Origin of the sequence: Shewanella sp. 10N.286.48.B5 (assembly GCF_002874355.2) — a bacterium.
Classification (GTDB): domain Bacteria; phylum Pseudomonadota; class Gammaproteobacteria; order Enterobacterales; family Shewanellaceae; genus Shewanella.
In genome coordinates, this window is the sequence record NZ_MCVG02000001.1 from 3356672 (window position 1) to 3383566 (window position 26895).

25 protein-coding genes and 2 pseudogenes are annotated in these 26895 nt (G+C 39.9%); 15 read left to right on the forward strand and 12 right to left on the reverse strand.

Features of this window, described 5'->3' with window-relative positions; genetic code table 11:
• Nucleotides 1-237: 237 nt before the first annotated feature.
• The 3 genes from BCU57_RS14330 to BCU57_RS14340 all read right to left on the reverse strand — a co-directional run bounded on the left by BCU57_RS14330 (nucleotide 238) and on the right by BCU57_RS14340 (nucleotide 3851).
• Nucleotides 238-1155, reverse strand: coding sequence for an alpha/beta fold hydrolase (locus BCU57_RS14330; protein ID WP_102439312.1), 918 nt, complete (start codon nucleotides 1153-1155; stop codon nucleotides 238-240).
• Between the two features lie 639 nt (nucleotides 1156-1794).
• Nucleotides 1795-2220 carry a septal ring lytic transglycosylase RlpA family protein gene (locus tag BCU57_RS14335; protein WP_102439325.1) on the reverse strand — a complete coding sequence of 142 codons (426 nt, stop codon included), beginning with the start codon at nucleotides 2218-2220 and terminating at the stop codon, nucleotides 1795-1797.
• A 305-nt stretch (nucleotides 2221-2525) separates the two neighbouring features.
• Nucleotides 2526-3851, reverse strand: a complete 1326-nt coding sequence (locus BCU57_RS14340) for an aminotransferase class V-fold PLP-dependent enzyme (protein ID WP_102439311.1) — start codon at nucleotides 3849-3851, stop codon at nucleotides 2526-2528.
• 270 nt (nucleotides 3852-4121) lie between these two features.
• Here BCU57_RS14340 and BCU57_RS14345 point away from each other — a divergent pair, with 270 nt between their 5' ends.
• On the forward strand, nucleotides 4122-4613 hold the full coding sequence (locus BCU57_RS14345; protein WP_102439310.1) for a TIGR00645 family protein: 492 nt from the start codon (nucleotides 4122-4124) through the stop codon (nucleotides 4611-4613).
• A gap of 159 nt (nucleotides 4614-4772) precedes the next feature.
• Here the strand turns inward: BCU57_RS14345 and BCU57_RS14350 are convergent, their stop codons facing one another.
• Nucleotides 4773-6074, reverse strand: coding sequence for an anaerobic C4-dicarboxylate transporter (locus tag BCU57_RS14350; protein WP_102439309.1), 1302 nt, complete (start codon nucleotides 6072-6074; stop codon nucleotides 4773-4775).
• Between the two features lie 434 nt (nucleotides 6075-6508).
• On the opposite strand from BCU57_RS14350, the gene BCU57_RS14355 reads away from it, so the two are divergent.
• The gene (locus BCU57_RS14355; protein WP_102439308.1) at nucleotides 6509-7432 is read left to right on the forward strand and encodes a hypothetical protein; all 924 of its coding nucleotides are present in this window, start codon (nucleotides 6509-6511) and stop codon (nucleotides 7430-7432) included.
• A complete protein-coding gene (locus BCU57_RS14360; protein WP_102439307.1) occupies nucleotides 7429-8028 on the forward strand; it encodes a hypothetical protein in 600 nt (199 codons plus the stop codon). The genes BCU57_RS14355 and BCU57_RS14360 overlap by 4 nt, the downstream gene beginning before the upstream one ends.
• Nucleotides 8029-8454: 426 nt before the next feature.
• On the opposite strand, the gene BCU57_RS14365 is transcribed toward BCU57_RS14360, so the two are convergent.
• The gene (locus BCU57_RS14365; RefSeq protein ID WP_102439306.1) at nucleotides 8455-9435 is read right to left on the reverse strand and encodes a helix-turn-helix domain-containing protein; all 981 of its coding nucleotides are present in this window, start codon (nucleotides 9433-9435) and stop codon (nucleotides 8455-8457) included.
• A 233-nt stretch (nucleotides 9436-9668) separates the two neighbouring features.
• Nucleotides 9669-10358 carry a zinc metallopeptidase gene (locus tag BCU57_RS14370; protein WP_102439305.1) on the reverse strand — a complete coding sequence of 230 codons (690 nt, stop codon included), beginning with the start codon at nucleotides 10356-10358 and terminating at the stop codon, nucleotides 9669-9671.
• Nucleotides 10359-10590: 232 nt separating this feature from the next.
• On the opposite strand from BCU57_RS14370, the gene BCU57_RS14375 reads away from it, so the two are divergent.
• From BCU57_RS14375 to BCU57_RS14390, 4 genes and pseudogenes are all read left to right on the forward strand, one after another.
• Nucleotides 10591-11580, forward strand: a complete 990-nt coding sequence (locus BCU57_RS14375) for a nuclease-related domain-containing protein (RefSeq protein WP_102439304.1) — start codon at nucleotides 10591-10593, stop codon at nucleotides 11578-11580.
• 49 nt (nucleotides 11581-11629) lie between these two features.
• Nucleotides 11630-11881: pseudogene (locus BCU57_RS14380) on the forward strand (cold shock domain-containing protein); the annotation flags it as partial.
• Nucleotides 11882-11948: 67 nt separating this feature from the next.
• Nucleotides 11949-13160, forward strand: coding sequence for an IS256 family transposase (locus tag BCU57_RS14385; RefSeq protein ID WP_413211439.1), 1212 nt, complete (start codon nucleotides 11949-11951; stop codon nucleotides 13158-13160).
• A gap of 72 nt (nucleotides 13161-13232) precedes the next feature.
• A pseudogene (locus tag BCU57_RS14390) lies at nucleotides 13233-13613 on the forward strand (excalibur calcium-binding domain-containing protein); the annotation flags it as partial.
• Nucleotides 13614-13668: 55 nt separating this feature from the next.
• Here the strand turns inward: BCU57_RS14390 and BCU57_RS14395 are convergent.
• Nucleotides 13669-14139 carry a hypothetical protein gene (locus BCU57_RS14395; protein ID WP_102437048.1) on the reverse strand — a complete coding sequence of 157 codons (471 nt, stop codon included), beginning with the start codon at nucleotides 14137-14139 and terminating at the stop codon, nucleotides 13669-13671.
• 487 nt (nucleotides 14140-14626) lie between these two features.
• On the opposite strand from BCU57_RS14395, the gene BCU57_RS14400 reads away from it, so the two are divergent.
• Complete coding sequence (locus BCU57_RS14400; RefSeq protein WP_102437052.1) at nucleotides 14627-15613, forward strand: helix-turn-helix transcriptional regulator; 987 nt, start codon at nucleotides 14627-14629, stop codon at nucleotides 15611-15613.
• 39 nt (nucleotides 15614-15652) lie between these two features.
• On the opposite strand, the gene BCU57_RS14405 is transcribed toward BCU57_RS14400, so the two are convergent.
• On the reverse strand, nucleotides 15653-17230 hold the full coding sequence (locus BCU57_RS14405) for a DUF2779 domain-containing protein (protein ID WP_413211440.1): 1578 nt from the start codon (nucleotides 17228-17230) through the stop codon (nucleotides 15653-15655).
• 22 nt (nucleotides 17231-17252) lie between these two features.
• A complete protein-coding gene (locus tag BCU57_RS14410) occupies nucleotides 17253-17942 on the reverse strand; it encodes a 3'-5' exonuclease (RefSeq protein WP_102439561.1) in 690 nt (229 codons plus the stop codon).
• A gap of 209 nt (nucleotides 17943-18151) precedes the next feature.
• On the opposite strand from BCU57_RS14410, the gene BCU57_RS14415 reads away from it, so the two are divergent.
• The 3 genes from BCU57_RS14415 to BCU57_RS14425 are packed head-to-tail and all read left to right on the forward strand — an operon-like array spanning nucleotide 18152 to nucleotide 19328.
• Entirely contained in the window at nucleotides 18152-18502 is a 351-nt protein-coding gene (locus BCU57_RS14415; RefSeq protein WP_102439562.1) for a hypothetical protein, read from the forward strand.
• Entirely contained in the window at nucleotides 18486-18935 is a 450-nt protein-coding gene (locus BCU57_RS14420) for a hypothetical protein (protein WP_102439563.1), read from the forward strand. Before BCU57_RS14415 ends, BCU57_RS14420 begins: the two co-directional genes overlap by 17 nt.
• Nucleotides 18936-18956: 21 nt before the next feature.
• The gene (locus tag BCU57_RS14425; protein ID WP_102439564.1) at nucleotides 18957-19328 is read left to right on the forward strand and encodes a hypothetical protein; all 372 of its coding nucleotides are present in this window, start codon (nucleotides 18957-18959) and stop codon (nucleotides 19326-19328) included.
• 354 nt (nucleotides 19329-19682) lie between these two features.
• Here the strand turns inward: BCU57_RS14425 and groL are convergent, their stop codons facing one another.
• A complete protein-coding gene (gene groL / locus BCU57_RS14430) occupies nucleotides 19683-21326 on the reverse strand; it encodes a chaperonin GroEL (RefSeq protein ID WP_102439565.1) in 1644 nt (547 codons plus the stop codon).
• A gap of 51 nt (nucleotides 21327-21377) precedes the next feature.
• A complete protein-coding gene (locus tag BCU57_RS14435) occupies nucleotides 21378-21668 on the reverse strand; it encodes a co-chaperone GroES (protein ID WP_076538652.1) in 291 nt (96 codons plus the stop codon).
• 225 nt (nucleotides 21669-21893) lie between these two features.
• On the opposite strand from BCU57_RS14435, the gene BCU57_RS14440 reads away from it, so the two are divergent.
• Both BCU57_RS14440 and BCU57_RS14445 read left to right on the forward strand, forming a co-directional pair.
• Complete coding sequence (locus BCU57_RS14440; protein WP_102439566.1) at nucleotides 21894-23273, forward strand: MATE family efflux transporter; 1380 nt, start codon at nucleotides 21894-21896, stop codon at nucleotides 23271-23273.
• Between the two features lie 26 nt (nucleotides 23274-23299).
• Entirely contained in the window at nucleotides 23300-23668 is a 369-nt protein-coding gene (locus tag BCU57_RS14445; RefSeq protein ID WP_102439567.1) for a DUF6677 family protein, read from the forward strand.
• Nucleotides 23669-23758: 90 nt separating this feature from the next.
• Here the strand turns inward: BCU57_RS14445 and BCU57_RS14450 are convergent, their stop codons facing one another.
• Complete coding sequence (locus BCU57_RS14450; protein ID WP_102439583.1) at nucleotides 23759-24364, reverse strand: FxsA family protein; 606 nt, start codon at nucleotides 24362-24364, stop codon at nucleotides 23759-23761.
• 236 nt (nucleotides 24365-24600) lie between these two features.
• Between BCU57_RS14450 and cutA the strand changes: the two genes are divergently transcribed.
• Both cutA and BCU57_RS14460 read left to right on the forward strand, forming a co-directional pair.
• Nucleotides 24601-24924: a divalent-cation tolerance protein CutA gene (cutA, locus tag BCU57_RS14455; protein ID WP_102439568.1), complete on the forward strand. Its 324-nt coding sequence runs from the start codon at nucleotides 24601-24603 to the stop codon at nucleotides 24922-24924.
• Nucleotides 24921-26771, forward strand: a complete 1851-nt coding sequence (locus BCU57_RS14460) for a protein-disulfide reductase DsbD (RefSeq protein ID WP_102439569.1) — start codon at nucleotides 24921-24923, stop codon at nucleotides 26769-26771. The genes cutA and BCU57_RS14460 overlap by 4 nt, the downstream gene beginning before the upstream one ends.
• Nucleotides 26772-26895: the final 124 nt, after the last annotated feature.

Here is a 26895-nt window from a genome sequence, read left to right on the forward strand (position 1 = left end):
TCTTAAAACGAAATTACGCTTTTAAAGCGCGGTCACAAGGTTAACTAAAACGCTGATATAAAGCCGCAAGATCCCAGCTGCACGTTTTAACAAAATTTAAATCCACCTAAGTATCAGCATCGACGCAGGCTAAATGCTAAAAAAGGGGATACTCTCAACAAGTATCCCCTTTCTTAACACAGTGACTAAGTTACTGGCGCTATCGGCTTAGTGATAGCTAACCAATTACTATTATTTTTAATTAGCACGTATCCAATCATCGACAGTTTGATTCACTAAGTCAGCAGAAGACTCCATAAACCAGTGACCGCCCGGTACCACTTCAACCTGACCCTTATTCAAATCGACAACCTGTTGCAACCACTCTTTACCATGGAACCACACATTCTTATCTTTGCCATAGATGAAAAGAAAAGGCGTGCCAAAATCTTCCACCGCAACACGTTGGGGTAAATCTTTTGATAAAATAGCGTTCCATAAATGCCAGTATGGGTAAGTCATACGCGCATCAGAACGTAAATTAGCCACTTTTTTATTCGCGTCTACATTCTGTTCAAGTTTTAATATGTTTTCCGCAGTAAAAAGCGTTAATTTTTCACCGAGAAATTCAGGTAAAACCCAAGCAAGCGCAAGGGCAAAGGTGTATTTAACATTAATGCTTGGTGATTTTTCGTTACCATAGCTGCCAATGTCTAAAAGAATAAGTCTGTCGACCAAGTCATTTTGCGCAAGATAATGTGAAGCATAAGACGCGCCCCAGTCATGAGCGAGTACAGTCACTTTATCTCTATCTAAACTTTCGATAAAGGCATCCATAATCATGCGAATTTGCTGAATATTGTAATCGGGTCTTTGGCCATTATCTTCTAGCTCGAACCCCGGCAAAGTAAATCGAGCAATCCGATAGTCTTGCTTTAAATATTCAACTTGCTTGTCCCACAGCTCTAAACTATCAGGATAACCGTGGATCATGACTATGGTCTCTTCACCCTCACCATCCATTTTTACTTCAAGGTTTTTTACTATCGTAGGTAGTTGTTGCTGAAATTCATCATCTGGCATCGGGCCTGTAAAAACAAATGTGCCTGCGAGATACAGAATGGGAGAAAGTACAACCAGTACGATCACTAAGATCCTAATTATTATTTTTTTCATACATATCCATTTTTATGTTGAAGTACATCTACAAACACCCTGCTGGCGTTTGCGCTTTTATCAATTAATACCGTTAAAAATTTTTATACCGAGTTAAATGCATCAGCAATTGCAGACAGATACCGCAGCGCTAACTAAACATAGCTATTCGCAGCCAAGATCTAGTGTATTTTTAAGCTGATTAATCAGTAACGCGGTTACATCCCATACAAATTAGAATAATAACTCTAATTTTATGAAGATGAAAAGAACTATCGACAATTATGTAAATACTGTAAGAAAACTAAATGCACAAGGCGTTCGCCTATCAGGCTTTTTACTGTTATTTCATGCGTTTGATCGTTTTTAGGGCGATTTATAAGAAGAAGTTATTACACAGTTTGCCGATGCCCAACATATTGGGTGGCATAAGCGCATAAGTGCAGACTCAGCAATCTCGATTTAGTCAGCTAAAAAACCTATTTTGATAGGCTATGCTAAATGCTAAATGCTAAATGCTAAATGCTAAATGCTAAATGCTAAATGCTAAAGAGAAGAGCTTTAAACAAATGACGCGAGATAGGTCATAAAGAACAGAGAGATTAACTAAGATGTTGAGCCTAGTTAAACAGAGTCAAATAGTGGCTCGCGATGGCAAGATTAATGTTTGTATCTAAAGGTATTACTGTCGTCTAGAATGTCAATTTTGATCGCTACAATCCCTTGATCGCTACTGGCTATTTGTTGAAACGCTTTTTGAGAAAGATCGATCACTCGGCCTTTAACAAATGGGCCGCGATCGTTAATTTTTACATCGATGCTTTTATTATTGCCGGTATTGGTCACCCTCACTATAGTGCCAAATGGCAAGGTTTTATGGGCTGCAGTATAGGCTCTCATATTGTATTTTTCACCACTTGCCGTCAGTCTGCCGTGAAATTTACTGCCATACCAAGAAGCTTGCCCTGCTAGCACATGAGATGTTGAATATTGTGTTGTTTTAGAAGCATCGATGGGCACTCGTGATGAACAACCTGTTGCCATAGCAAGGAGTAACACACTAAACATAAGCTTAAATTTAATCATTGTGTTTACTACTCGCTCTTTAAAATAATGCTTCATTTTATTCGCTGTCTTGTAAGCACAAAATGCTCTCAGACAACTCGCTAACCTTAGCCTGCAGTGTAGATGAGAACATTTAAGCTGTCACTCAAGATGACTTATAACACCACCATAGCAAGCGCAGCATCACATAAACCCTGCTCATGTTCACTCCCTTGTTCATGTAGTAGCTGCTGGAGCCTATATGTTATGGCTCGCTAGCAACCGTGGATTCTGCCCCCCCGTTATTACACTGACTTGCACTTATGACACTTTTTAAAAGCAAAACCTTATGCCAACGCTTGTATCTCAGAGAGTGCTTTATCAATCTCGGCTTCGTTATTAATTAAGCTCGGCGCAAAACGCGCGTATGAGTCACGATAAGGCGTCGAGCTCATAATGATGCCCTTAGTGTGCATATGCTCTACCACCTGTTGCGGTGACAAACCATCGACATCAAAACACACCAGCCCCGATGATAGTTCAGTGGCCATTGGCGTATACAAGGTGACATGTGACATTTTTGCCAAGCCTTGCTTGGTTTGGGTATTGAGCTGATGAATACGCTGTTGCACATTGGCTTTACCCAAACGCATATGTAGCTCAAACGCTGCAGGCAATGCCCAGCGATGTTCAAAGGAGTGAAAGCCTCCTGGTGACATATGTTCACCCATTGGTACTTGCGCTTGGGTGCTATTACCTAGCCACACATCGTAGGATAGGCTGAAACTTGGGATCACTGCGCTGCAGTTATTCCAGCCGCGCTTTGAGCCCCATATAATGCCAGTGCCACGTGGGCCAAAGATCCACTTATGAGTGCCAGCAATAAAAAAATCACAGCCTAATGTACTCACATCAACATCCTCGATGCCAAAGCCATGTACGCCATCGACACAAAATAGGATTTTATCAGCTTCAGAACGTGAGCTGTTGGCTTTGGCAATCACATCTGCCATAGCGCGGATAGGTAATTTAACCCCAGTGGAAGAGTGAACCCAAGTCACAGCCACCACCTTAGTCTTTTGATTAATGGCCTTTGCCAAGTTATCGATAACTTGCAAGCTTGTCACTGTGGCAGGGGTGTCATATAACGTAATACGGCGCACGTTAGCCCCTGTTCTTTCTGCACGCAGTTTTAAAGACAGATCGGTAGAGTAATGATCGTGTACGGTTTGCACTACTTCATCATTAGGGCGTAATTTAAGCCCGCTGTATACCAAAGATAACCCCATCGTTGTACTGTCAGTGAGGGCAATTTGTTCGGCTTCACCACCCATATAGCTTGCTGCCGCAGCGGATATTTTTCCATCAATGGTTTCAAAGTGTTTATGCCAATAATCTGAAGGATTGGCATCTAAGCCTTTGCGGTGTCGCTCAATTTCATCTGCCACAGGTTTAGGGTGAGAAGCCAACAAAAAGGTAGAAAGGTGAATGTAATCGTCAGTTAAGGGGAAAAGCTGTCGCAGCGCAGTCCAATCTCCAGCATTGATATTATCAGGCATTAACGCTGCTTTATTGCCCTCAGCAGCGGCATCAGCTGCATTGCCTATGCTTGTCCCAATGACACTTCCAGCTAAGGCTAAACCCATTCGACTTAAAAAATTACGACGTAACATAGACAACTCTTTATTAATCGCTGTGTACCGTTAATAAAAAGTAGCAACCGAATGCAGGAGTGTCTATTAATTGACCGCAAGTGTCACTGCGGCGCCGAAAAGTCAGTCTTAAACATGATTAAGCCTGTTTGATAATGTACAAGTTGGGTAAGTGGGGAGATGATCTCGCTTGCTAGTGTAGGTAAGCACAGTTAAAGTGCACTCTGTTTTGATTTAACAATCATCAACTTGATTGATTGCAGCGTTTTTTATCTGAAAGGTTAACTATATATGGAAAAAGTGTTTGAAAAATTAATGTATGCATCACGCTGGATCATGGCACCGATTTATTTAGGTTTAAGCCTTGTCCTATTTGCGTTAGGTATCAAGTTCTTTCAAGAGATTTTTCACATCCTACCGATGATTTTTGAGATGAAAGAAGTTGACCTGATCCTGATTACACTATCGCTAATCGATATCACTTTAGTGGGCGGCCTTCTGGTGATGGTGATGTTTTCAGGCTATGAAAACTTCGTTTCACAGCTAGATGTGGGCGAAAACAGTGACAAACTAAGCTGGCTTGGAAAAATGGATTCAGGCTCACTTAAAAACAAGGTAGCCGCATCAATTGTGGCCATATCGTCAATTCATTTACTTAAAGTTTTTATGAATGCCGAAAATATCGATAACGACAAAATCATGTGGTACTTACTGATCCACATTACCTTTGTATTATCGGCCTTTGCCATGGGCTACTTGGATAAAATTAGTCGCACAAAGTAGCTGCTGACCTTAAGTTGCAAATCCAAATAAAAAAAAGCCTCGATACGGTTAAGCATCGGGGCTTTTTTCGGCTTGCAGTTTGTCGGCATTAAAGCTGACACCTGAAAGCATGCTGCATTATTGATCCAAAGAAACGCCTTAAGCAGACAATAAATACACCTACAAAATAATCTCAGCTAATACAAATCCAATCATCACCGAGCTAACAATCGTCACCACACCGGGTACCACAAAAGGATGGTTAAATACCCACTGGCCAATACGGGTAGAACCTGTGTCATCCATTTCAACAGCCGCCAACAAGGTTGGATAAGTTGGCAATACAAATAAGGCACTCACCGCAGCAAAAGAAGCAATAGCAGCCTCAGGGCTAACCCCTAGCATAAATGCCGATGGCATTAACGCCGCTGTGGTTGCGGCTTGCGAGTACAACAACATGCTGGCTAAAAACAAAATGATCGCCAACATCCACGAGTGCTCTTCTAGCAAGCCACCCGATAGCGCTTTAATCTCTTCTAAATGCCCTGCAACAAAGGTGTCACCTAGCCACGCAACACCTAATACACAAATACACGCACTCATGCCCGATTTAAAGGTCGCCGCATTAAGCACCTCAGCTGTATCCACTTTACAAAACAGCGTAATAGCCGTGGCTGCCGTTAGCATAAACACCATAATGGCTTCATTTCGCGGCAATGTCGGATTATCAATAAGACCTACAGCATCACTAATCGCCGTGGCGTAAAACACCACTGCCACAATTGCTACCAGAAAAACCATCACCGAACGCTTAGCCCCTGCTGGTAACTCAGTGCTGTTCACCTCGCGTTTGCTCACTAAGCCATGAGCTAAACGGTCTTGATAAACGGGGTCATCTTTCAACTCTTTACCCATAAATTGGGCAACAAAAGCGCCGACCATACAAGCAATAAAAGTAGCGGGGATACAAATCATCAATAAGCTGATATAGCCCACCCCTTTGCTTTCAAGCATGCCGCTCATTAGCACAACCGCAGCTGAAATAGGTGAAGCCGTAATCGCAATTTGAGAGGCAACAACTGCAATACTTAATGGCCGTGAAGGACGAATGCCCTGCTCTTTCGCCACCTCAGCGATGACAGGCAAGGTCGAAAACGCGGTGTGGCCCGTACCCGCAAACAGCGTCATGGTATAAGTGACAATAGGGGCTAAAAAAGTAACCTGCTTAGGATTTTTACGTAAAACACGTTCAGCGATATTTACCAAAAATTGCAATCCACCTGCAACTTGCATCGCCGCGATAGCCGCAATGACCGACATGATAATCAGAATCACATCAATAGGAATGGTGCCTGGGGTCATACCTAAGCCAAGAGTTAACACCAACACACCAAAACCACCAGCAAAGCCAATACCAATGCCGCCTATCCGTGCGCCGATAAAGATGGCAGCTAATACCACCACTAACTCAATTGTTACCATAAATCCTCCCAAGCTATAATTGCGCGCACTTTACTGCAAAACCAATATAAGCAATAGATGATTAAATCAATAAAACATCAATTAACAGAATAAAAAACCGCAAGTGTTAACTTAAGCAGCTAACATTGTTTTGATTAAAAACCCATCAATTTCAATGCTGATTAGCTCTTTAAATTTTTATTAAATTAATTCAATATCTTAAACGTAAAAATCTCGCCCCTACAGCCTCATTGGAGATTGACTAACAGAAGGTTTACTCTGACCCAATTATTTATCTGCTTCAGGGATCTCATATATTTAATAGACATAAAAAACATCCTAATTGGTATGCAACCCTATCTAGCTAATCATTACGGGTATATTGCATAAGTTAGTCACAAGGGTAGAATCATAACTCGTTAAAGGATTAATGAATTTTGATTATAAGGATATTTATGTCTGCCTACGCCAATAAGGCCCTCAATATTTTTCAAAGAAAGAAACAGCTCACTAGAGTACTTTCAGAAAATGCACACATCCTAGTACAAATGAGTTCGGCCGAATTTATTGAACTCAGTATAAGTCGTAAACAAAAGCAGGGAATGAGCAAAGAACAAGCTGTAAATGAGGTTGGTGAACTTATTTCTAGAGCCTCTGCTTTGGGTAAACAATATTGGGACAAGCACCGAGACAGGATTAAAACAGGTTCAGGGTTCATACCCGTTATAGATGATTCCATTGCACTCAATGCATTAGCGATCGAAATGAAGCGAAGTGGCGATGTTTTCAGCACGTTTAAAATAGCAACTTATTCAGGTAAATTACATATTATCTTTCAAGGTTATGCAGGCCTTAGACAAGATCTAACTGGAACAAGATATTTGGCTAACAATCCAAAAGTTATTTCAATGGGGGTAGGGAAATTAGGCGGCTTGAAAACGATAACTAATGGCGGTGTTCTAACTATCATAATCTCAGCTGTATTTCATTCATTTGACCAATTGATGAATGACCAAAAAACTTGGCATCACTTTATTGGCGGTATGGCTGTCGATATAGCTATAGCTGTTGGTAGCATGGCAATTTCTTGGGCACTGTTAACGGTTGCGGCAGCTGTCACAACTGTCGTTGTCAGTGGGCTAGTTGTTATTGTTGTTGTAGGTACTGTTATTGGCTTATTTAGCTCGATGTTTATTGATACTAAATATTGGTCTAATCGAATAGCTGATGCTTTAATCAATATGGAAAAAAATATACTAACCACCACCTCAAATTTAAATTACCAGCTGCAAGACATTAACAAGCAATATCACGATGATCCGATATTGTTTATGCATAAGCTATTTGGAATTCCATACCAAGGTTCAAGCCTAAGATGAACAATAGAAACTACATTGAAAAGCCTGTGAGTAAAAGGCAGTTAAAAGTATTGTCGGTAGTATTAATCTCTATTTTTTCTTTTATGTTTTACGTTTGCGGCAGCATTTTTTTTGAAGAGATCAGCAATATAGCTAAAATAAGAGATGGACATATTTATATTGGTAATAGAGACCTCGCTTTTGGTTCAATTTTCTTTTTTCCTGTTCTTGCAGTTTTGAATTACATGCTTGTCCTCGTGATTATGGATAAATTTAAAGATCATGTAATGAAGCTATTTATTAAAGTAGCGATCATTTCAATACCAGTAATGATCGTTGCCAGTATCATATATAGCTTTTGGATAGGTTCACAGTTAAGAGGTCATGGATATTCGCATTGTACTTGGTATGACTCTCCAACTAGAGGTACTCCAGTAATATGGGTGAAATCAGAAAGATACTGTCAAGAACGAGCGAACCTTATTAATTATGATTTGCTTATTTATTTTGATAAGTTCGATAATGAAGGTAAGGAGCCATCAAATAAAGAGCTGGATTTAACCGTGATAGAAATGCTAGAAAACAACCTATTTTATCAGCGTGAACACGGCTTATGACCCTGGTTCAGAATAAACTTTAAAGAAACAGCTCTTCACCACTAAAATCCAAAAAGCTATATCGTTAGGTATAGGGGCTTTCTTTTTCATATTATTAATATGGGATTTTGAAAAGTTTACTCTGACCCCACTTATTCAACGCCAGTACTGACAAACCAAGACATTGAACAAATGGAGTTTAAGCCGGTACAGAATTTTCGCTATGAGGCAGGCAAAACCCACTGTAGCCATATTCGGTCATGTGATGAGGCAATGTATTACAACAAAGTACTGCCCTGGTACCAAAATGGATGGTAATAACGATGGCGCCCCCTGCGAAAGGCAGTGGTGTAACTAATGCCTAAAGGTCAGGATAAAAGTTTACTCTGACCCGACTTAATTTAACTTCGCACCCTGATTTCCCACGTCTTATTTCCCACGTATTAATTAAGGCGTGTCTTTGTGAAGTAATTCCATCAAGCCAACGAGTGCGGCAAACAGCACGGCGCCAACAGGCCAAATAATCCAAGTGATGCCCCAAGCCATTGTCCAAAAGCTCCAGCCAAGATAGATAGCAATGAGCAAGGGCCAATAAAATCCAGCCAACTTCTCGGCTCGTTTAGTACGTCTAGTTGTCTCTGTCTCTTTAACGGCTTCTTTCAATACATTGCTATAGGCATCATATTTTGCTGAAACCGGTAAAATAATGAATAGGCCAACTGCAATGATAAAAAGCAGTACATCTATCATTAATAAAACGATGTCTTGCTCAAAAGAAAAAATACTCACGCACAGCAGCGGAACAAAGCTAACAATAAAACAGAAAATACCTACAGATAAGCGCAAATTATAAGCTGGCCTAAACTGTTTACGCTTTTCATGAAACACGCTGTGAACACCATAAGCGAGTTCAAATGGTTCATCTTCTATCGCCGCTATTTCATCTTGATATTGGTTTGTCTTGATAAAAAAGCTCACTCCAACTGACACCAAAATCAACACACTCACAATACCCAATGCCGCTGCTATATCACCCGTCATGTTAAATCGATTCGTTTCCGCCATCGCCATAAAGAAAAACAACGGCATTGCAGAACACACACACAAAACCACGCCTTTAGAAACAAGATTCGTCATTGCGATTTTATGCTCAACATACTCAGTCGCTTGCTCTAGGGTAATATGGTTAATGCCTAGTTCTTTGGCTTCAGTAGCAACTTCAAATTCCTCGTTCTCGTCCTTTAGTAAGAAGTCTGTAGACACATCAAAAATCTGTGAAAGCATAATGATTTTATTTAAATCAGGAATGCTATTTGCCCCTTCCCATTTAGAAACAGACTGACGAGAAACATTCATTTTCTCCGCCAACTCTTCCTGCGACCAGCCCAGTTTCTTCCTTAATCTAATAATCTTATCTGCAAGTATCATTAGTGAGTCCTTTTAATCAATAATTGAGCAGCAAGCATAAGAAATCAGCCAGTTGCTCACTAGCAAGCCAGCTTGTTATTCTGTCAACCAGCAGTTGCGTTATTGATTATTAAGCCATATTTCAACCATTTTTTGTATCTAATCGCTAAATTAGCGATTGAGTTTAGGCTATGAAGCAAGGAATGAAATTGAAAAAAATTTACTCTGACCCTGACGAATCCCCACTTATTCTATTAGCGACGCAGCACCGCTATCCAGCGGCCAAGATTGAGCAAGCTTGCTAGCGAGCCAGCAACGTAGGTCAGCGCCGCCGCTTTGAGAATCTTCTCCGCATGCTTTAGGTCACCGTCATGCAGATACTTGCCCTCTTTAAGTATGGGCAGCGCCTTGCCATAACTGGCGTCAAACTCCACCGGCAAGGTCACCAGATGCACAACAGTGCTCAACCCCATCGACAGCACGCCAATTAATATGGTCAACGCGCCAGCCTGCGGTATACGAGTGAGCATAAAGACCACTGGCGCCGCGAACATCATCATGCCGGCAATACGCTCACCGACCATAGCGGTTCTAGCGAGCTTCTGTCGCATCAAAAACAAAGACTCGCCGCGAGAATCCTGTAGCGCATGCCCTACCTCGTGGGCAGCGACAGTCACAGCAGTCAGGGAGTAACCGGAATAGTTATCCGGCGTAAGGCGAACAGTCTTAGCGGCGGGATCATAATGATCGCCGTCAGGCGTCTCTTCAACCTTAACGTCATTTAGGCCAAAACGATCTAGAATATGGCGAGCAAGTTCACCACCGCTACCTTGATGACGGTAGCGATCAGCTGGCTGCTGGTACTTGCTCATGATGTGCTTAACCCACAAGCCGGGCAAGAATACGCAGCCCGCAATGACAATAATTAGAATGATCCATAGCATGAAACCAGTATGCCATAAACATTGGTATAACTCTCACGGCTTTTACTCAAAGCCAGTAACCGTTACGCAAAGCTATTAACCGTGGATGCGTGTAGTGGAAGATGATTTTATAAAAGGGTTAAATTGACTGCTATTTTTATACAAATTCAATCAATAATCATAGCTTTATCAATCTATAATTGGGTATTATGGTAATGATTTTTATCAAGTTATGAATGGATGCTGTTGATAAATGATACTCAAAACGAAAACGCTGCAAAACACCACTTCACCGCAAGCGATAGCGGGTCAAAAGCAAGAGCAAAACGTGGCCTTCTTTTTACGCCGCGCCTTTAAAGACAACCCCGAAATACTGGTGATCAATGATTTCAAATTTAGTTTTAATGATGAAGTCGCCCAGATCGATCACTTGATCGTTTACCCCTATGGCTTTGTATTAATCGAATCAAAAAGCATTAAAGGCCATGTAAAGGTCAATCAGCAACAAGAATGGACTCGCAGCTATAACAACCAATGGTCAGGCATCCCCTCGCCCATCAAGCAAGTAGAGCTACAACAAGATTTATTTCATGCATTACTCGATCATCATCGACTTGAAATATTAGAAAGATTCATGGGAATAAAACAAGGGTTCGGTGGCCGTTGTTGGGATCATATCTGTGTAGTATCAAGTGATGCGATCATTGATAGAAACACCATGCCCCAAAAAGTGTCTGACAAGTTAGTCAAATCTGAGTTTTTGGTGGATAAGCTCAAAAAAATAATGAATTTAAAAAACAAATTCATACGAGTCGTTAATGTTTATGACACCCGAGCTTACTTCAATCAAGAAGAACTCGACTCAATCGGCCAGTTCATCATAAGCCAGCATATCGATGGCAATAGCCAAACAAGTGCAGTGGTCACTACAGCGCTAGAGCCCCTGCAACAAGCACAACAACAGCAACAAACTCAAACAACAGCTCACAACAGTACCCCATTAGCTGAAACTCAACCAGCAGCTCAAGCCAGCCTAAGCTGTAAACATTGCGGTGAAACAAGCAATATCACCCCAATGTATGGCAAGTACGGTTACTACATCAACTGCAATCAGTGCACTAAAAATACACCAATGAAACAGCCCTGCCCGCAGTGCCATAGTAAAAATACTAGAGTCACTAAACGCAAAGAAACATACACCCTACACTGCCAAGATTGCAGCTTTGAGAATCAGTTGATTTAGCAGACAGCAAATTAGATTTTTAGAGATACACACTAAGGAAACGGAGTTCATGGAAAAAGGCAATCTTGTACGCTGGAACGATGACAAAGGATTTGGTTTTATCAAACCAATGGCTAACAGTGATACATCAGATGTATTTATCCATATTTCAGCACTTAAACACATGGCAAGAAAGCCACTTGTGGGTGATGAGATCATATATCAGCGTGAGCTGCAAAGTGACGGTAAAGTTAGAGCTATAAAAGCCAGTATCACAGGGGTTGCAGTTATTTCTAATGCTACAAAGCCAAGCCGCGAGACTGTAACTAATTTTGTGTAACTGCTTATCAACACGTACTCTATAGAGAGTCAAGGATAGGCAGATACTCATGAACAAAAAAGATATTGAAGCTTTTGCTAAAGAAGCTGCTAAAAGCATTAAAACACCAGAAGACTTAAACCAATTCAGTCAGATGCTCAAAAAGATAACGGTCGAAGCCGCTCTTAATGCCGAAATGGATGACCACCTGGGCTATGAGAAATACCATAAATCGACTTCTGCTAATAGCCGTAACGGTAAAACCAGCAAGCGCATTCAAACTGAAGATGGTCAATTTGAGCTTGATACGCCGCGAGACCGTGAAGGCAGTTTCGAACCTCAGTTAGTTAAAAAACACCAGTCCAGATTTACCTCTATGGACGATAAAATATTGTGGCTCTACGCTCAAGGCATGAGTACTCGTGATATCGTTCAAGCCTTTGATGAATGGTACGGCGCAGAGATATCACCCACGTTAGTTTCTCGCGTTACCAACGCCGTTCTAGAGCAAGTTATTGAATGGCAAAGTCGACCTTTAGATGCCATTTACCCAATCGTTTACCTTGATTGTATCGTCGTAAAAATCCGTCAGGATAAGCGCGTTATTAACAAATCTATTTTCTTAGCGTTAGGCATTAACCTTGAAGGTCACAAAGAGCTAATGGGGCTTTGGATAGCTGAAAATGAAGGGGCTAAATTTTGGTTAGGTGTCCTCACTGAACTACAGCAACGAGGCGTTGAGGATATTCTCATCGCTTGTGTTGATGGCTTAAAAGGCTTCCCTGATGCTATCAATACCGTTTATCCAGATACTCATGTACAGCTCTGTATCGTACATATGGTCAGAAATTCATTAAAGTACGTATCGTGGAAAGACTACAAGGCAGTCACTGCGGACCTTAAAAGCATCTACCAATCAACAACGGAGGAGGAAGCTTTACTTGAATTAGACCGTTTCAGCGATACCTGGGATGAGCAATACCCCCAAATCAGCAAGTCATGGCATAATCATTGGCACAACTTAAATACGTTTTTCAATTATCCTCAGGATATTCGTAAGGCCATTTACACAACCAATGCTATAGAGTCGTTAAATAGCGTGATTAGACGAGCGTTGAAAAAACGTAAGGTATTTCCTAATGATGACTCGGCCAAGAAAATGATTTACCTTGCGATAAAAGAAGCCAGTAAAAAATGGACCATGCCCATCCGAAACTGGCGTACTGCGATGAGCCGATTTATTATTGAGTTCGAAGACAGAATTGTGAAGCATATTAACTAAATTGCAGTTACACAGAATCTGTTACACCCTCCAAGCCGCACTAAATACCAACACCAAAACTATCGCCAGCCTCGTTCAATTTTTTCAAAATTACTCCCGCTAACACTGATACTTATTGCTGTATTTGGCTACTCAAAATACCAGCAATTATCTGAAACACCAGTTCTCACCAATGAAGATATTGAGAGCATGCAGTGGGAAGAAACTGCAACGCCTTCACGACAGAGCAACCACTCCGTACGCCCAATAGCCCAAAAACGGGAATGGGTAGCAACAACCGAACCAAGCACACCTTTAACATCACAATCATTTCGCTGCGAAGCAGGAAAAACCCATTGTAGCCAAATGCGATCCTGCGCCGAAGCTAAGTTTTACATCAGAAATTGTCCCAATACAAAAATGGACGGTGATAGAGATGGAATACCCTGTGAAAGCCAGCATTGTTCATATTAAAACACGGTCAGAATAACGTTTACTCTGAATCCGACGAGACCCCACTTATTATATTTTAACCAACTATAACTTTATCATTTCTTACTTTTGTTTTTGTATAGTTAATTGGTGGGTATTCACAATGGTTTTGAAAGTACCACCAAAGTAACTGCTGCTCAGCTTCTTGAGCGCTATTACCATATCTTTTGTAATCATAAACTCTAACGCTAATTGCATCATAATTTTTTAAAATTGAAGAGTATTTTAGGCTATTAGCTTTTGATTCAGCATGTATCTTTGCATCCTTATATCGTCTTGTACGAAAGCTTTTGGTAGTATAACCGATATATAAAACACGACTATCACCAACTAAGCGAGGTACAGGTTTTTCGCTCATGAAAATATAAATGATATTTTCCGCTTTAGCTGCTGCATCAGATCCGTAAACAGCTTGAAAAGCAGTAATTGAAAGCTCGTCTATTTTTCCGGGCAAGACAGTGAATTTATCTATTTCATCATAAAAATCGGTAAAGTCTAGTTCGATCACCTTATACTCCGTTTAATTAATTTAAATTCTATAGCGTAGAGTCACTCAGTCCAACATCCAAAATAGTTGGTATTTCTTCAATGATCCTTCACATGCCGTATTGTTATAATACTCAGCGACTTCACCCCAATTTGATTGCCTACTTAAATCTCTAGAACTACAATCACAGCTATCGTCACGATAAACTTGCCCACGCATAAACATAAACCCTGCCCCTTCTTTACATTTTGGACATTTGTTAGTTTCCCAATAGCGAATCTTCTTAGTTTTCGCTATAAACTTAAAATCATCGGATACTATACCCAATTAATTTCCTTACTATTATTAGCCGCAAGGCAATGTAAACCATCGATATTAGTTTCTCAACACCAAAGTCATAACGCATTCAATAAAGTGCCATGTATAATAAATACTAGTTGCGACAAAATAGGTCGCTTGGTATGTTATTTATCAAACTTTAAAAGTCTTCATAAGTCATCGGTTTTTTATGCCTGCCTCAAAAACTAAAGCACTCATTCGAATTTTAACTATGCTTAAAATTATTCCCGTAGCACCTAAATGGATATTAACTAAAGATATTCATAGGCATTTATGTGATCAGCCTGAAATGGAAGTAACTAGGCGCACAGTAGAACGAGATTTAATGGAATTAACAAATATCTTTGGCCTTACGTTTGGCGACTCTCCAGAAGGCTATAAATGGTCATTTTCTTATGATTCACCATACCAGTTCATCCCCTCTATAGGTATAGAAGAAGCACTATCATTAAAAATGGTTCAGACCCATTTACACAATTTTTTGCCAAGCCAAACGTTTGAAAAACTGTCTGCATTATTTATAAAATCTGACCACATACTTCGCCAAAAATCCTCATTGGCACAATGGCCCAATTTAATAAAAGAAATACCATCTTCGTTAAGTTTCAAACCTATAAATGTAGACCAAGTGGTAATCAATAATATTTATACTGCGTTGCTTGAACAAAAGTGTCTTGAAATTCGTTACCATAAAAAGAATAAATTTTATAGGATAAAGCCCGTTGGCATACTCGTTAGAGACTGTAAGTTGGTGCTAGTTTGCCAATATGAAGGCTATGAGAACCTAAGGAATTTGCTTGTGCATCGCATACATGAAGCTATTGTAACTAATGAAAAGCATCAGTTAAGTATTGATCTACAGTCATATATTAATAAACAGGCAGTTGCTGTTTCTCTTTCAAAGAAAAATATCAAACTCGTCATAGAGGTTAAAGGTTATGTAAAAGGTTTACTGACTGAGAATACTTTAACAGAGAGCCAAAAATTAACACATCTCAATGACACTTGGGCAAGAGTTCAGGCTGACGTGCCATATAATCTAGAACTTGAAAACTGGTTACAAAGTCAAATTCAGCATATAAAAATTATAGCGCCAATAAGTATCAAAGAAAGAATAATAAAAAAATTAAACGAGGCTATAGTCATAAACATGTAAGGTCCTAATTAGGGTGTAAGTTATTTACGCTTACTGAAGTTAACGTTGAAATTCAGAAAGTAATTTATTGTATATTTTAACCATTGCCCACGTATCTAGCTTGCAATAAGTTAATAATGCTTCTCTGATTTCAGTAAGTTGCTCTTTATCTTTTAATCGATGTAGATTAGCAAAAGTATCCATAGCCATGCCGCCATTTTTAATAGTTAATGCCTTATAATCTAGCTCACTATCATCAGGAAAAAGTGCAGGTAGTATTGATTTTATAGAAAAGCTACCATGAAAATTTGGGTGGTAATAACCTAGGTTCCTAAAAGGAACAATTAAATCTACAAACCTAGGTATTAGGGATTCTAATGCATTTTTATACTCTGGAAATGCTCTTGCCAGCTCTTTAATCCTAGATATTTCAAATGATTGATTGAAAGCCATGATAGAACCTTGGCAGGGAAAGTCATTTAGCATTGCTTTAATTAATGGCAAACGAGGGTCTGTATTTTCGTCAGCCAAAAACTCTTTATGCTTTAATTCACCAACACTATTCTCAATATGAAGAGAGTATTGAAATGGAATTTGCATATAAGGACGTTGCCCCTTAAACCGAGGAATTGCCTCATTAAATGTTTCAAAATCAAAATAACTTATTGGGTAGGTAATTTTGTTGATAAAATTTTCTATTTTTTTAGGTTCAACGTGAATCGTATTGTTCAAATAGGCATCAATTTGTAATTGTTGCATTTTATTTAAAGGTGCATTTTCTTTAGCCTGTTGATATGAAACTACACCATCGTAATACAACTGATATTTCTTTACCGTGTTCATACGGTAAATCTTGAATACAGAGTCTTTCGGCAAATGTTTTTTGCAATACTTCGAAAAATCGCATGGATAAGGGCTGGCGCAATAAGTTCCTATATCAATATCTGGCACTTGATTCAAACTAACGATGTTTTGGAGTTGTCTAACCTTTATTGCAAGCCCACTAGTTTGCTCATTTACTTTGTCAGTTATGTTCTGTATGTGAAATAATGCATCAACATTCAAACATTCATTAAATTCATTAAATTCATTAAATTCATTAAATTCATTAAATTCATTAAATTCATTAAATTCATTAAATTCATTAAATTCATTAAATTCATTAAATTCATTAAATTCATTAAATTCATACTTATTGTTGATATAAATTATATTAATAGATTGAATATTTAAAAATGTTTTTACTGACAAATATTGAGTGCCCGCCTCAGTGATATTAATCCATTTAACCTTAGTCGATGCTTTAACTTCGTATATGTGCCAGCCAGTATGATCATGATGTAAAATATCAATGCAGGAGAATATTCCGTTAGAGATAAAAGTAGCTTTGTAAATAGTTTTTATACCTTCACAAATTGCTTGCTGCGTCTCTTGGACCATTTTGTTTAAGTTCTTGCCATCAAACGAAATGAGTTTTCCATTGGGGAATAATTTTTTAGCTAAATCACCAACCGTACCGCCTTGATCAAAAACACCTACAACTTTGCTTGGCAATTGGCGTAATTCAGGTTTATTTTTCGAAAGCCACAATGATTTTTCACATTGTAGACCACGCATAACTTGTGATTTACTTAGCATGTTTTAACCTTTGAGCTTAAAGCTATTCAATATCATATTCAAAATCAAAATTTGAAACATCTAAATCACACTGTTTTATATTTTTTATCCAACGAACATTGACAGGATCCCAACGAAAGTTTTTACTTTTTGCTAAATGACGATTTTCTTTGGAAACTTTCGCGATAACGGTAACGACAGGTGAGCTTGAACGTTTAGCAATATTTTTCCAATCATACTTACTACAAATAGTCAGCATCGTTAATACATCAAATAACGCTCTATGACTAAATGGATTTAAAAAATCATGCTCAGCTGCGAGATAAGTTAACTTTTTTGTGCTGCAGTTATAAGGTACATCAAGCATGGTGTCTAACCAAGGTGTATTTATTTTTATACCATAACGAGCGGCAGCTTTATCGATAAAACATTTATCAAATTGGTTACCATTATGAGCAACAATATATTGGCATTTCTTAGATAAGTCATTGAACTCATTGATGACTACCTCTTCATTAATGCCAAAACTTTCAATATCTGTATCGGTTATTCCAGTAATATTTATGATAGTTTTTGACAACTTACCTTTTTGAGGTTGCTTAACAAGATGGTTTATCATCGCTACCGGTTTATTCGTGTCGGTATCCCATACTACAGCACCTAATTCAATAATTTCATCTTCTGTCGTTGAAAGCCCTGTTGTTTCAACATCTACACCTAAAACTAGCATCATTTTCCTTTTATATTTATTAATTAAATTGTGCAAAATTGTATTTATATTCTCTTTAATCGCTCATATTCATAAGCAGAAAAACATTAATTCGAAGCTAAAATATAACACTATAACGACAAAATACATCGCAAGGTCCTATAAGGATTAAGTCGCGACACATTATGTCGCTACCATTGTTATTATATGTATATATTATATAGGAGATATTAATGACTAGTTTAGGTGATGAAAAAATACTTGCTAGAATTCAGCAGTTAATAGAGCAGTTTAATATGGTTAAAATTAGGGATTTAGTAATTGTCTTTGGACCTATAGGTAAAAAGGCATCATATTCCTACTGGTCTTGTGACGAAAATTATAGAGGAAATGGATTTTTTTATTTAATGCAACATCTATTAGAGGTTTTTATTGAATATAGGGGCACGTTTAATTTAACGCAACTTAACCATGGAATAATTAAAATAGAATGTAGAACGGCATCAATTGAATGGGTTAACGAGATAGATGCTGAAAATAAAATCGTTAAATTAAAAGGAGAAGAAAGTGAAAATATCAGATAAAAAAGTCCAAGTTAAGGATATTGATGATATTTTTACTAATTCGCCTGAATACCATTGTTTTAAGGCTGTATGCTGTTTTAACAATCACGAGTCACGCCGGTTAAGTAAAATGAGCGTGAAGGATCACGTTCATAATGTGACGTTTATTTCCGCGCCATTGTTTGAATATGAAATAGTAATAGAAGGTCTAGCCCTTAATTGCTTTGAAAACCATAAAGTCAACATACTGCTAACTTTTGGTGCCGAGCAAAAAGATTGGGAAACAACAGATAAACGACTAAAGAAAATTACACGATCTAATCACGCAGTATTTATTGATGCTGATATTTATAGCGTACTTGATGGTGAAATACAGATGTATAACCCAACAATTATAGAAAGTGAATGTTGCTCTTCAGAACTTGGTTTTTCACTAAATAGTACACACTTGTAAAACATATAATGAGGAAGAAAGATGCAGTTCTGTGAAAGTTTTATTGGGATATTTTGGTTTTATCAAGGCACCTTAATCTGTAAGAAATTGCTCATATCTGAATCTAAAGAAGATACCTTGGGTATACATGACAGTCCTTTTCAGCACATTCAGGAATGGGAAAGCAAAAATATTTATTTAGCAAGCCACCCTGAATTACTTGGGACGGAATACCAAGAATTACCGCGAGGGAGAGTAGTCTATTCAAGTAGAAAAAAAGCATTCACGGTATATGGAGACAAAGCATGTTTAACTAAAAAAGCTAAAATCATTATTATAAATAACTTTAAACTACCTACTGAAAACACTTTATTTAAAAGTGATCCTCATTATCAAATATTTAAATATTGTTGATATTAGTCGCCTTTAAGCTTGACGTTAGGGTTAGTGGATTACTACAACTGCGATACGCCAATTACTAAACAATAAATAGTAAACTTTATGTTTTTAAACATGATAAGTGAACCAGAGTAAATTTAAACCAAATACCGCTTTTGAAGCGTTAAACAAAAAGCCCCGATACAGTTAGGTATCGGGGCTTTCAATTTCTTTTACAAGAAGTTCGGTTCTAAGCTTTTAGGCTTTAGACCAACATAATCATCTAACGCAGGAAAAATCGCTTTAGAGCAAGGCTTCTTGCCACGACGTTTAGCTTTTCATAAACGAGTGGCAAGGTAACGCAGCTATAAACGATTTTAACCAGTTAGATTACATCATGCCGCCCATTCCACCCATACCACCGCCCATACCGCCCATATCTGGCGCTGCAGCTTCTTGTGGAATTTCAGCTACCATTGCTTCGGTGGTGATCATTAGACCAGCAATTGATGCGGCAAACTGTAATGCACTACGGGTTACTTTAGTTGGATCAAGAATACCCATTTCTAACATGTCACCGTAAGTGTCGTTACCAGCGTTGTAACCGTAGTTGCCGCTGCCGTTTTTAACAGTGTTTGCAACAACTGAGGCTTCTTCACCTGCGTTGGTTGCGATTTGACGAAGTGGTGCTTCCATTGCACGTAGTGCGATGATTACGCCGTGCTTTTGGTCTTCGTTGATCACTTCAACTTCAGAAATCTTAGACGCTACACGTACTAGTGCAACCCCACCGCCAGGAACCACACCTTCTTCAACGGCTGCACGTGTTGCATGTAATGCATCTTCAACACGGGCTTTTTTCTCTTTCATTTCAACTTCTGTTGCTGCGCCAACTTTGATTACTGCAACACCGCCAGCAAGTTTTGCCATACGCTCTTGAAGTTTTTCTTTGTCGTAGTCAGATGTTGACTCTTCAACTTGTTGTTTGATTTGCGAAACACGGCCAGAGATTTGCGCTTGCTCGCCGTTACCATCGATGATGGTGGTGCTGTCTTTAGTGATAACAACACGTTTTGCTGTACCTAAGTCTTCTAGGGCTGCTTTTTCAAGTTCTAGACCGATTTCTTCAGCGATAACAGTACCGCCAGTTAGGATAGCGATATCTTGTAGCATTGCTTTACGACGGTCACCAAAGCCAGGTGCTTTAACAGCAGCTACTTTAACGATACCGCGCATGTTGTTGACAACTAATGTTGCTAATGCTTCGCCTTCAACGTCTTCTGCAACAATAAGCAGTGGCTTACCTGTTTTAGCTAGACCTTCAAGGATTGGTAATAATTCACGGATGTTAGAGATTTTCTTATCAACTAATAAGATGAAAGGAGAATCTAACTCAACGCTGCCTGTTTCAGCTTTGTTGATGAAGTAAGGAGAAAGGTAACCGCGGTCAAACTGCATACCTTCTACAACGTCTAATTCGTTTTCAAGGGCTTGGCCTTCTTCAACGGTAATAACGCCTTCTTTGCCTACTTTTTCCATTGCTGTTGCAATGATTTCACCGATTGATTCATCAGAGTTAGCAGAGATAGTACCTACTTGAGCAATGGCTTTAGAATCTGCACATTCTTGCGAAAGTGCTTTAAGCTCAGCAACGGCTGCAATAACTGCTTTGTCGATACCACGCTTAAGATCCATTGGGTTCATGCCAGCAGCGACTGCTTTAAGGCCTTCAACCACAATTGATTGTGCTAATACGGTTGCAGTAGTTGTACCGTCACCAGCCGCATCATTGGCTTTAGAAGCAACTTCTTTCACCATTTGTGCGCCCATGTTTTCGAACTTGTCTTCTAGTTCGATTTCTTTCGCTACCGATACACCATCTTTAGTGATTAGCGGTGAGCCAAAGCTTTTGTCTAAAACGACGTTACGACCTTTTGGGCCTAATGTTACTTTTACTGCGTTAGCAAGAATGTTGACGCCGTTAAGCATTTTAACGCGACCGTCACTACCAAATAATACTTCTTTTGCTGACATTGTTATGTTCCTTCAAATTTGTTGATGATTGCAAAGGGTTAATGTTTAAAATTAACCTACAACAGCCATTAGGTCTGACTCAGATAAGATAAGGACTTCTTCACCATCAATCTTTTCTTTTTTCACGCCGTAACCTTCGTTGAAAATCACTACGTCGCCAACTTTAACGTCAAGGGCTTTAACTTCACCGTTTTCTAAAATGCGACCATTGCCTACTGCTAGGATTTCACCACGAGTTGATACTTCTGCAGCGCTACCAGTTAATACAATGCCACCAGCTGATTTTGATTCAACTTCTAAACGTTTAACGATTACGCGGTCATGTAATGGACGAATATTCATCTACGGACTCTCCTAATGATTTGGTGCCCTAAAACGAGGCGGTTTTAACAAAATGATAAGGGCATTACCCCTTTGATGAATGATATATGGGGGTCGATGTTGACAGTTCCAAGTGTATTTTAAAAAAAACTGCGATTTAATTGTAAAATTTGTGGCTGCTAATATTTAAACCATCTTGAATGCTGCTAGAATTTGGCTCCCGTTTTCGTGTTTAAGTCGAGATAGATGAAAGATAAACATGGGTTGCTTAACGCACCAATAGGTCGTGTGCTATTCAATATGAGCCTCCCCAACCTTATCGGTATTCTCACCATTTATGGTGGCAGCCTTATAGATACATATTTCATCAGTCTTTTGGGCACTGAATCATTAGCTGCGGTAAGTTTTACGTTTCCGGTGGCGATTATTTTTTCCAGTATTGCCATTGGCATTGGCGCGGCGGTTTCCACTAACCTCGCCCGCTTAATTGGCGCAGGTAATCAACCCCAAGCTAAAGCGTTTTTGTTTGATGCCTTGTTGCTAACATTTTTATTGGTGAGCGCGTTAGTGTGCATCGGGATTATGGCCATTGACCCGCTATTCACCCTACTGGGCGCTAATGAGTTAAGTTTGCCACTTATTCATGATTATATGCTGGTGTGGTTTTTAGGGGCGCCATTATTGGTGTTATTGATGGTGGGCAATCAGGGCATTCGCGCCACCGGTGATACTTACTCCCCTGCGATCATTATGTCGGTGGCAGCAATTATCAACCTTATACTCGACCCTTTACTTATTTTTGGTCTTGGGCCTTTCCCTGAGCTGGGTATTCAAGGCGCGGCCATTGCCACTTCAATATCCTGGTTATTTTCAGCCTCTGTGGCTGTGTATATCTTGGTATTCAAAAAACAAATTTTGGTCTTCACCAAATTAAGTAAGCACCGGATTATCAAAAACTGGTGCAAGCTGGGGCATATTGCCCGCCCTGCGGCTTTAATGAATATGATTAACCCTATTGCCAACGGCATTATTTTGGCCATGCTTGCCAGAGTCGATCAAGCTGCGGTGGCGGCTTATGGTGCAGGGGTGCGCTTAGAAACCTTATTTATTTTGGGGATCATGGCCCTTAACTCCAGTTTAATGCCGTTTGTGGGGCAAAACTTGGGGGCGGGGCAACATCAGCGGGCTAAAGATGCCATGATGCTGTCACTGCGGTTTGCCCTTGTGCTGCAAACCTTACTGTATCTGCCTATCTTTTTGAGTGCTGATTTTATTGCGCAGTTATTCAGTAATGATGCTGTGGTGATCGATTGGTTGAGCTTTTATATTAAAGCCTTACCCGCAGCCTATGGGCCATTAGCAGTGGTGATTATCTTCGCCACTTGTTTAAATGCCTACCATAGACCGATCCAGTCGTTAGTGATTAACTTAGTCAGGCTGTTTATTTTAATGCTGCCATTGGCGGCCATTGGCTTATACTTTGGCGGGGTAAAAGGTTTATTAATTGCGCTGCCAATAACCAATACCATTATGGGCATTGCCTGCTATGTGATGGCCAGTCGGGTCACTGAGCCAGAGTCCGTTACCGCGTCAACGGCCACTGAGTCAATTAACACCATAAATTAACAGGGATGCACAAGGGTTAATACACAATGAAAAGATCAATCAACGCCGCGCTATTGTCAGCTTTTGTGTGCCCGGGTACAGGGCACTTATACATAGGTAAAAAAGCCATAGGTTGGGGCATTATTCTGGCTTGTTTTATCAGTTTATGCGCCATCATGACCGTGCTGATGCAGCGCGCTCAAGTAGTGGCTGATGATATTGTCGCGGGAAATATTGCGCTGGACTTCAACAGTCTTTATGCCGCAGTGCACGACAGCGTGACCCTTGATTTACCCCCTTCAGTATCGATGGCCACTTGGGTGTTATTTATTTGCTGGGTTGGGAGTACGGTTAGCGCGTATTGGATGGCTGAGCAGTTAGACAAACCTTCAAAGGATTCGACTCTCGCACCTTAAGTTAATGCCGTAAACAAGCAGCTGAATTATTTGAGCCATAAAAAACGCTAGTCTTGCTAGCGTTTTTTCATTGAGTCACCAAGCTAACAATTAGTCTTTTTTGGGCTTATCTTGCTCGCCCTTTTGCTCACTATCTGCGCGAGGCTCATCCTGTGGGGTGATATCTTTAATTTCTACCTGATGGGTTTCAGGGGTTAAATCATTTGGATCAAATTTGCGTTCAAAATCACCGTCAAAGGTATTGCCGCCTTGGTTAAATGGGCCATTTTGCCCAAATGGATTTTGGCCTGGTTGACCTTGTGGACCAAAGCCGCCCTGAAAACCGCCACCAGCAACCACGCGCATTTGCATACGTTTAAAGATATAGCTGGCAATCGGTGAGCGAGTGATTGGGGTTAGCAATAACAAACCGATAAAGTCAGTCACAAAGCCCGGAAACAATAACAGTAAGCCTGCCGCGGCGAGCATCATGCCTTCGACAATTTCTTTACCCGGCGCTTCACCGCGCTCAAGCTTAGATTGCACTGACATTAAGGTGCTTAAGCCTTGGCTGCGCACTAGTGATACCCCCACAATCGCAGTGAAAAACACTAATGCGATGGTATTCCAGGTGCCAAGCACATCGCCCACAGAAATTAATACTGACAACTCAATGGTCGGAACGATAATAAATACAAACAATAAAATAAATAACATGTGGGCCTCAATTTTTTCACTGGCTATGAAAACTAAATGGGGGTTATCCGGTCTTAATTCAAGACGTGTCACGATTATCATCAATGACTAATGCAAGCGCTTACGAAAAAACGTACAGTATTGCACTATTGAAATCGCGATAAACATAACATTAGCAACAACAATAAAGATAAACCGCAGTTTATGTTATTAAGCTTAAGCTAACTTTAAGGCAACCAATAGATGATAGCATTCCAATGCCAGCAACTTACTTATTAGTTATAACAACTTGCCCTGATAACGCCAGTGCAAAACGCATTGCATCAACGCTAGTGGAAACTAAAGCGGCTGCTTGTGTGCAATTAATTCCACAAATAGAGTCAGTTTATGTGTGGGATGATGAGGTCTGTCATAGTAGTGAAGTCGCTTTACACATAAAATGTATTGCTAAAAATTATGATGCAATTCAACAAATAGTGATCCAACAGCATCCCTATGAAGTACCTGAATTAATCGCTATGCCTATTACTCAAGGCTTGCCAAATTATTTAAAATGGATAGAAGAAACTTCCCAATCATGAAAAAAATATTTGCGCTTATTTTTACCTCTTTACTCCTGCTAACGCCATTAGCTCACAGTGAAGGCATTTTTAGCAGTAATAAGTTCAGCTTCCTTCAGGGCGAGCCAGAGTTAATGCCTGTTGAAGAGGCTTTTGTATTTGATTATCAGCAAAAAGATAATCAATTAGCCATTAGCTTTGTGATTGCCGATGGTTATTACATGTACCGTGACAAGTTGCAGTTTTCTGCCGACGGCGCAGTGATTGGCGATATAGACCTACCCCGAGGCAAGGTTCATAACGATGAATATTTTGGCGAACAAGAAGTGTATTACACCTTTGTTGAGCTGCCGTTAGCCCTTAAAGAAGCCGCCCAAGGCAGCCTAGTACAAGTGACCTTTATGGGTTGCGCTGAAGGCAAGCTGTGTTATCCGCCTACCAAACGTGATGTTAAGCTAGATGCTGTTGCTGCTAACGATGGCAAGGTAAAGGGCAAAAAAGCCATTATTGGTGATGTGCCAGCTCAAGCTGAACCAGCAACCGCAAGCAATGCGACAACGCCTATCACCCAACAAGACAGCTTAAGCCAAATGCTGGCCAACGATAGCTTAATGTGGACCTTAGTTATCTTCTTTGGTTTAGGTATTGGTTTAGCCTTAACCCCTTGTGTGTTTCCTATGTACCCGATTTTGTCAGGGATTATTGTGGGCCAAGGGAAAAAGTTATCTACCGCTAAAGCCTTCACACTATCAATGGCCTACGTTCAAGGTATGGCGATTACCTATTCATTATTAGGTTTAGTGGTTGCCTCTGCGGGCATGAAATTTCAAGCGGCATTGCAACATCCTGCTATTTTGATTTTCTTAGCGGTAATGTTTGTACTGCTGAGTTTATCTATGTTTGGTATGTATGAATTACGCCTGCCGGGCAAATTCCAAGACAAGATGAATACCCTGTCGAATAACCAAAAAGGTGGCAACCTTGTTGGGGTGTTCTTTATGGGCGTTATTTCAGGTTTAGTGGCGTCGCCTTGTACCACTGCGCCGCTGTCTGGTGCGCTGATTTATGTGGCCCAAAGTGGCGACTTACTACAGGGCTTCTTGGCGCTGTATGTATTAAGCATGGGTATGGGGGTGCCATTACTGATCATTGGTACTTCTGGTGGTAAATTACTGCCGCGCGCCGGTGCATGGATGGATATCATTAAGACCATTTTTGGCTTCTTGCTGATATCTGTCTCAATCGTGATGATTGGCCGCATCTGGCCAGGACTGGTATCTGATGTATTGTGGTCAATTTGGGGGATTTGCTTAACGGGCTACCTCATACACCAGAACAAACTATCAGAGTTTAACTGGAAGCAAACCACCCGTGGCATCATACTGACGCTGACTTTACTCGCCAGTTTCTCTTATGGTTTCCAAGCGGTAATGACTGCATTGGGCCATCAGGCGCCATCAATCAGCAATGAGACTAACCAAAGCAAGCAAATTAGCCATGGTGAGTTATTCATTCAAATTAAGTCACTAGAAGACTTAGAAGTTGAGCTAGATAAAGCCAGCCTTAGCGGTAAAACCGTGATGCTAGATTTATACGCTGACTGGTGTGTGGCCTGTAAAGAGTTTGAGGCGATTACCTTTGCTAATCCAATAGTATTAGAGCGTTTAGATCAAATGGTGTTACTGCAAGCCGATGTCACTAAAAGTGATGCCATTGATATTGAACTGCTTGAGCACTTCAACGTATTAGGCTTACCGACCCTATTAATGTTCGATGAAAATGGCAATCAGCGTGAAGATTTACGCGTAACCGGCTTTATGGGGCCTAAACCCTTTGCTGAGCACTTGGATTTATTGCTGAATAAATAAATTTATTCTCAACTAAGATATTGAAAATGGTCAATTTATTTATTAGATTGGCCATTTTTTTAATCCTGAGCTATTTTTTAATACCAAGTTGATTCTTTTCTTATACAATCTACTTACCTACAAC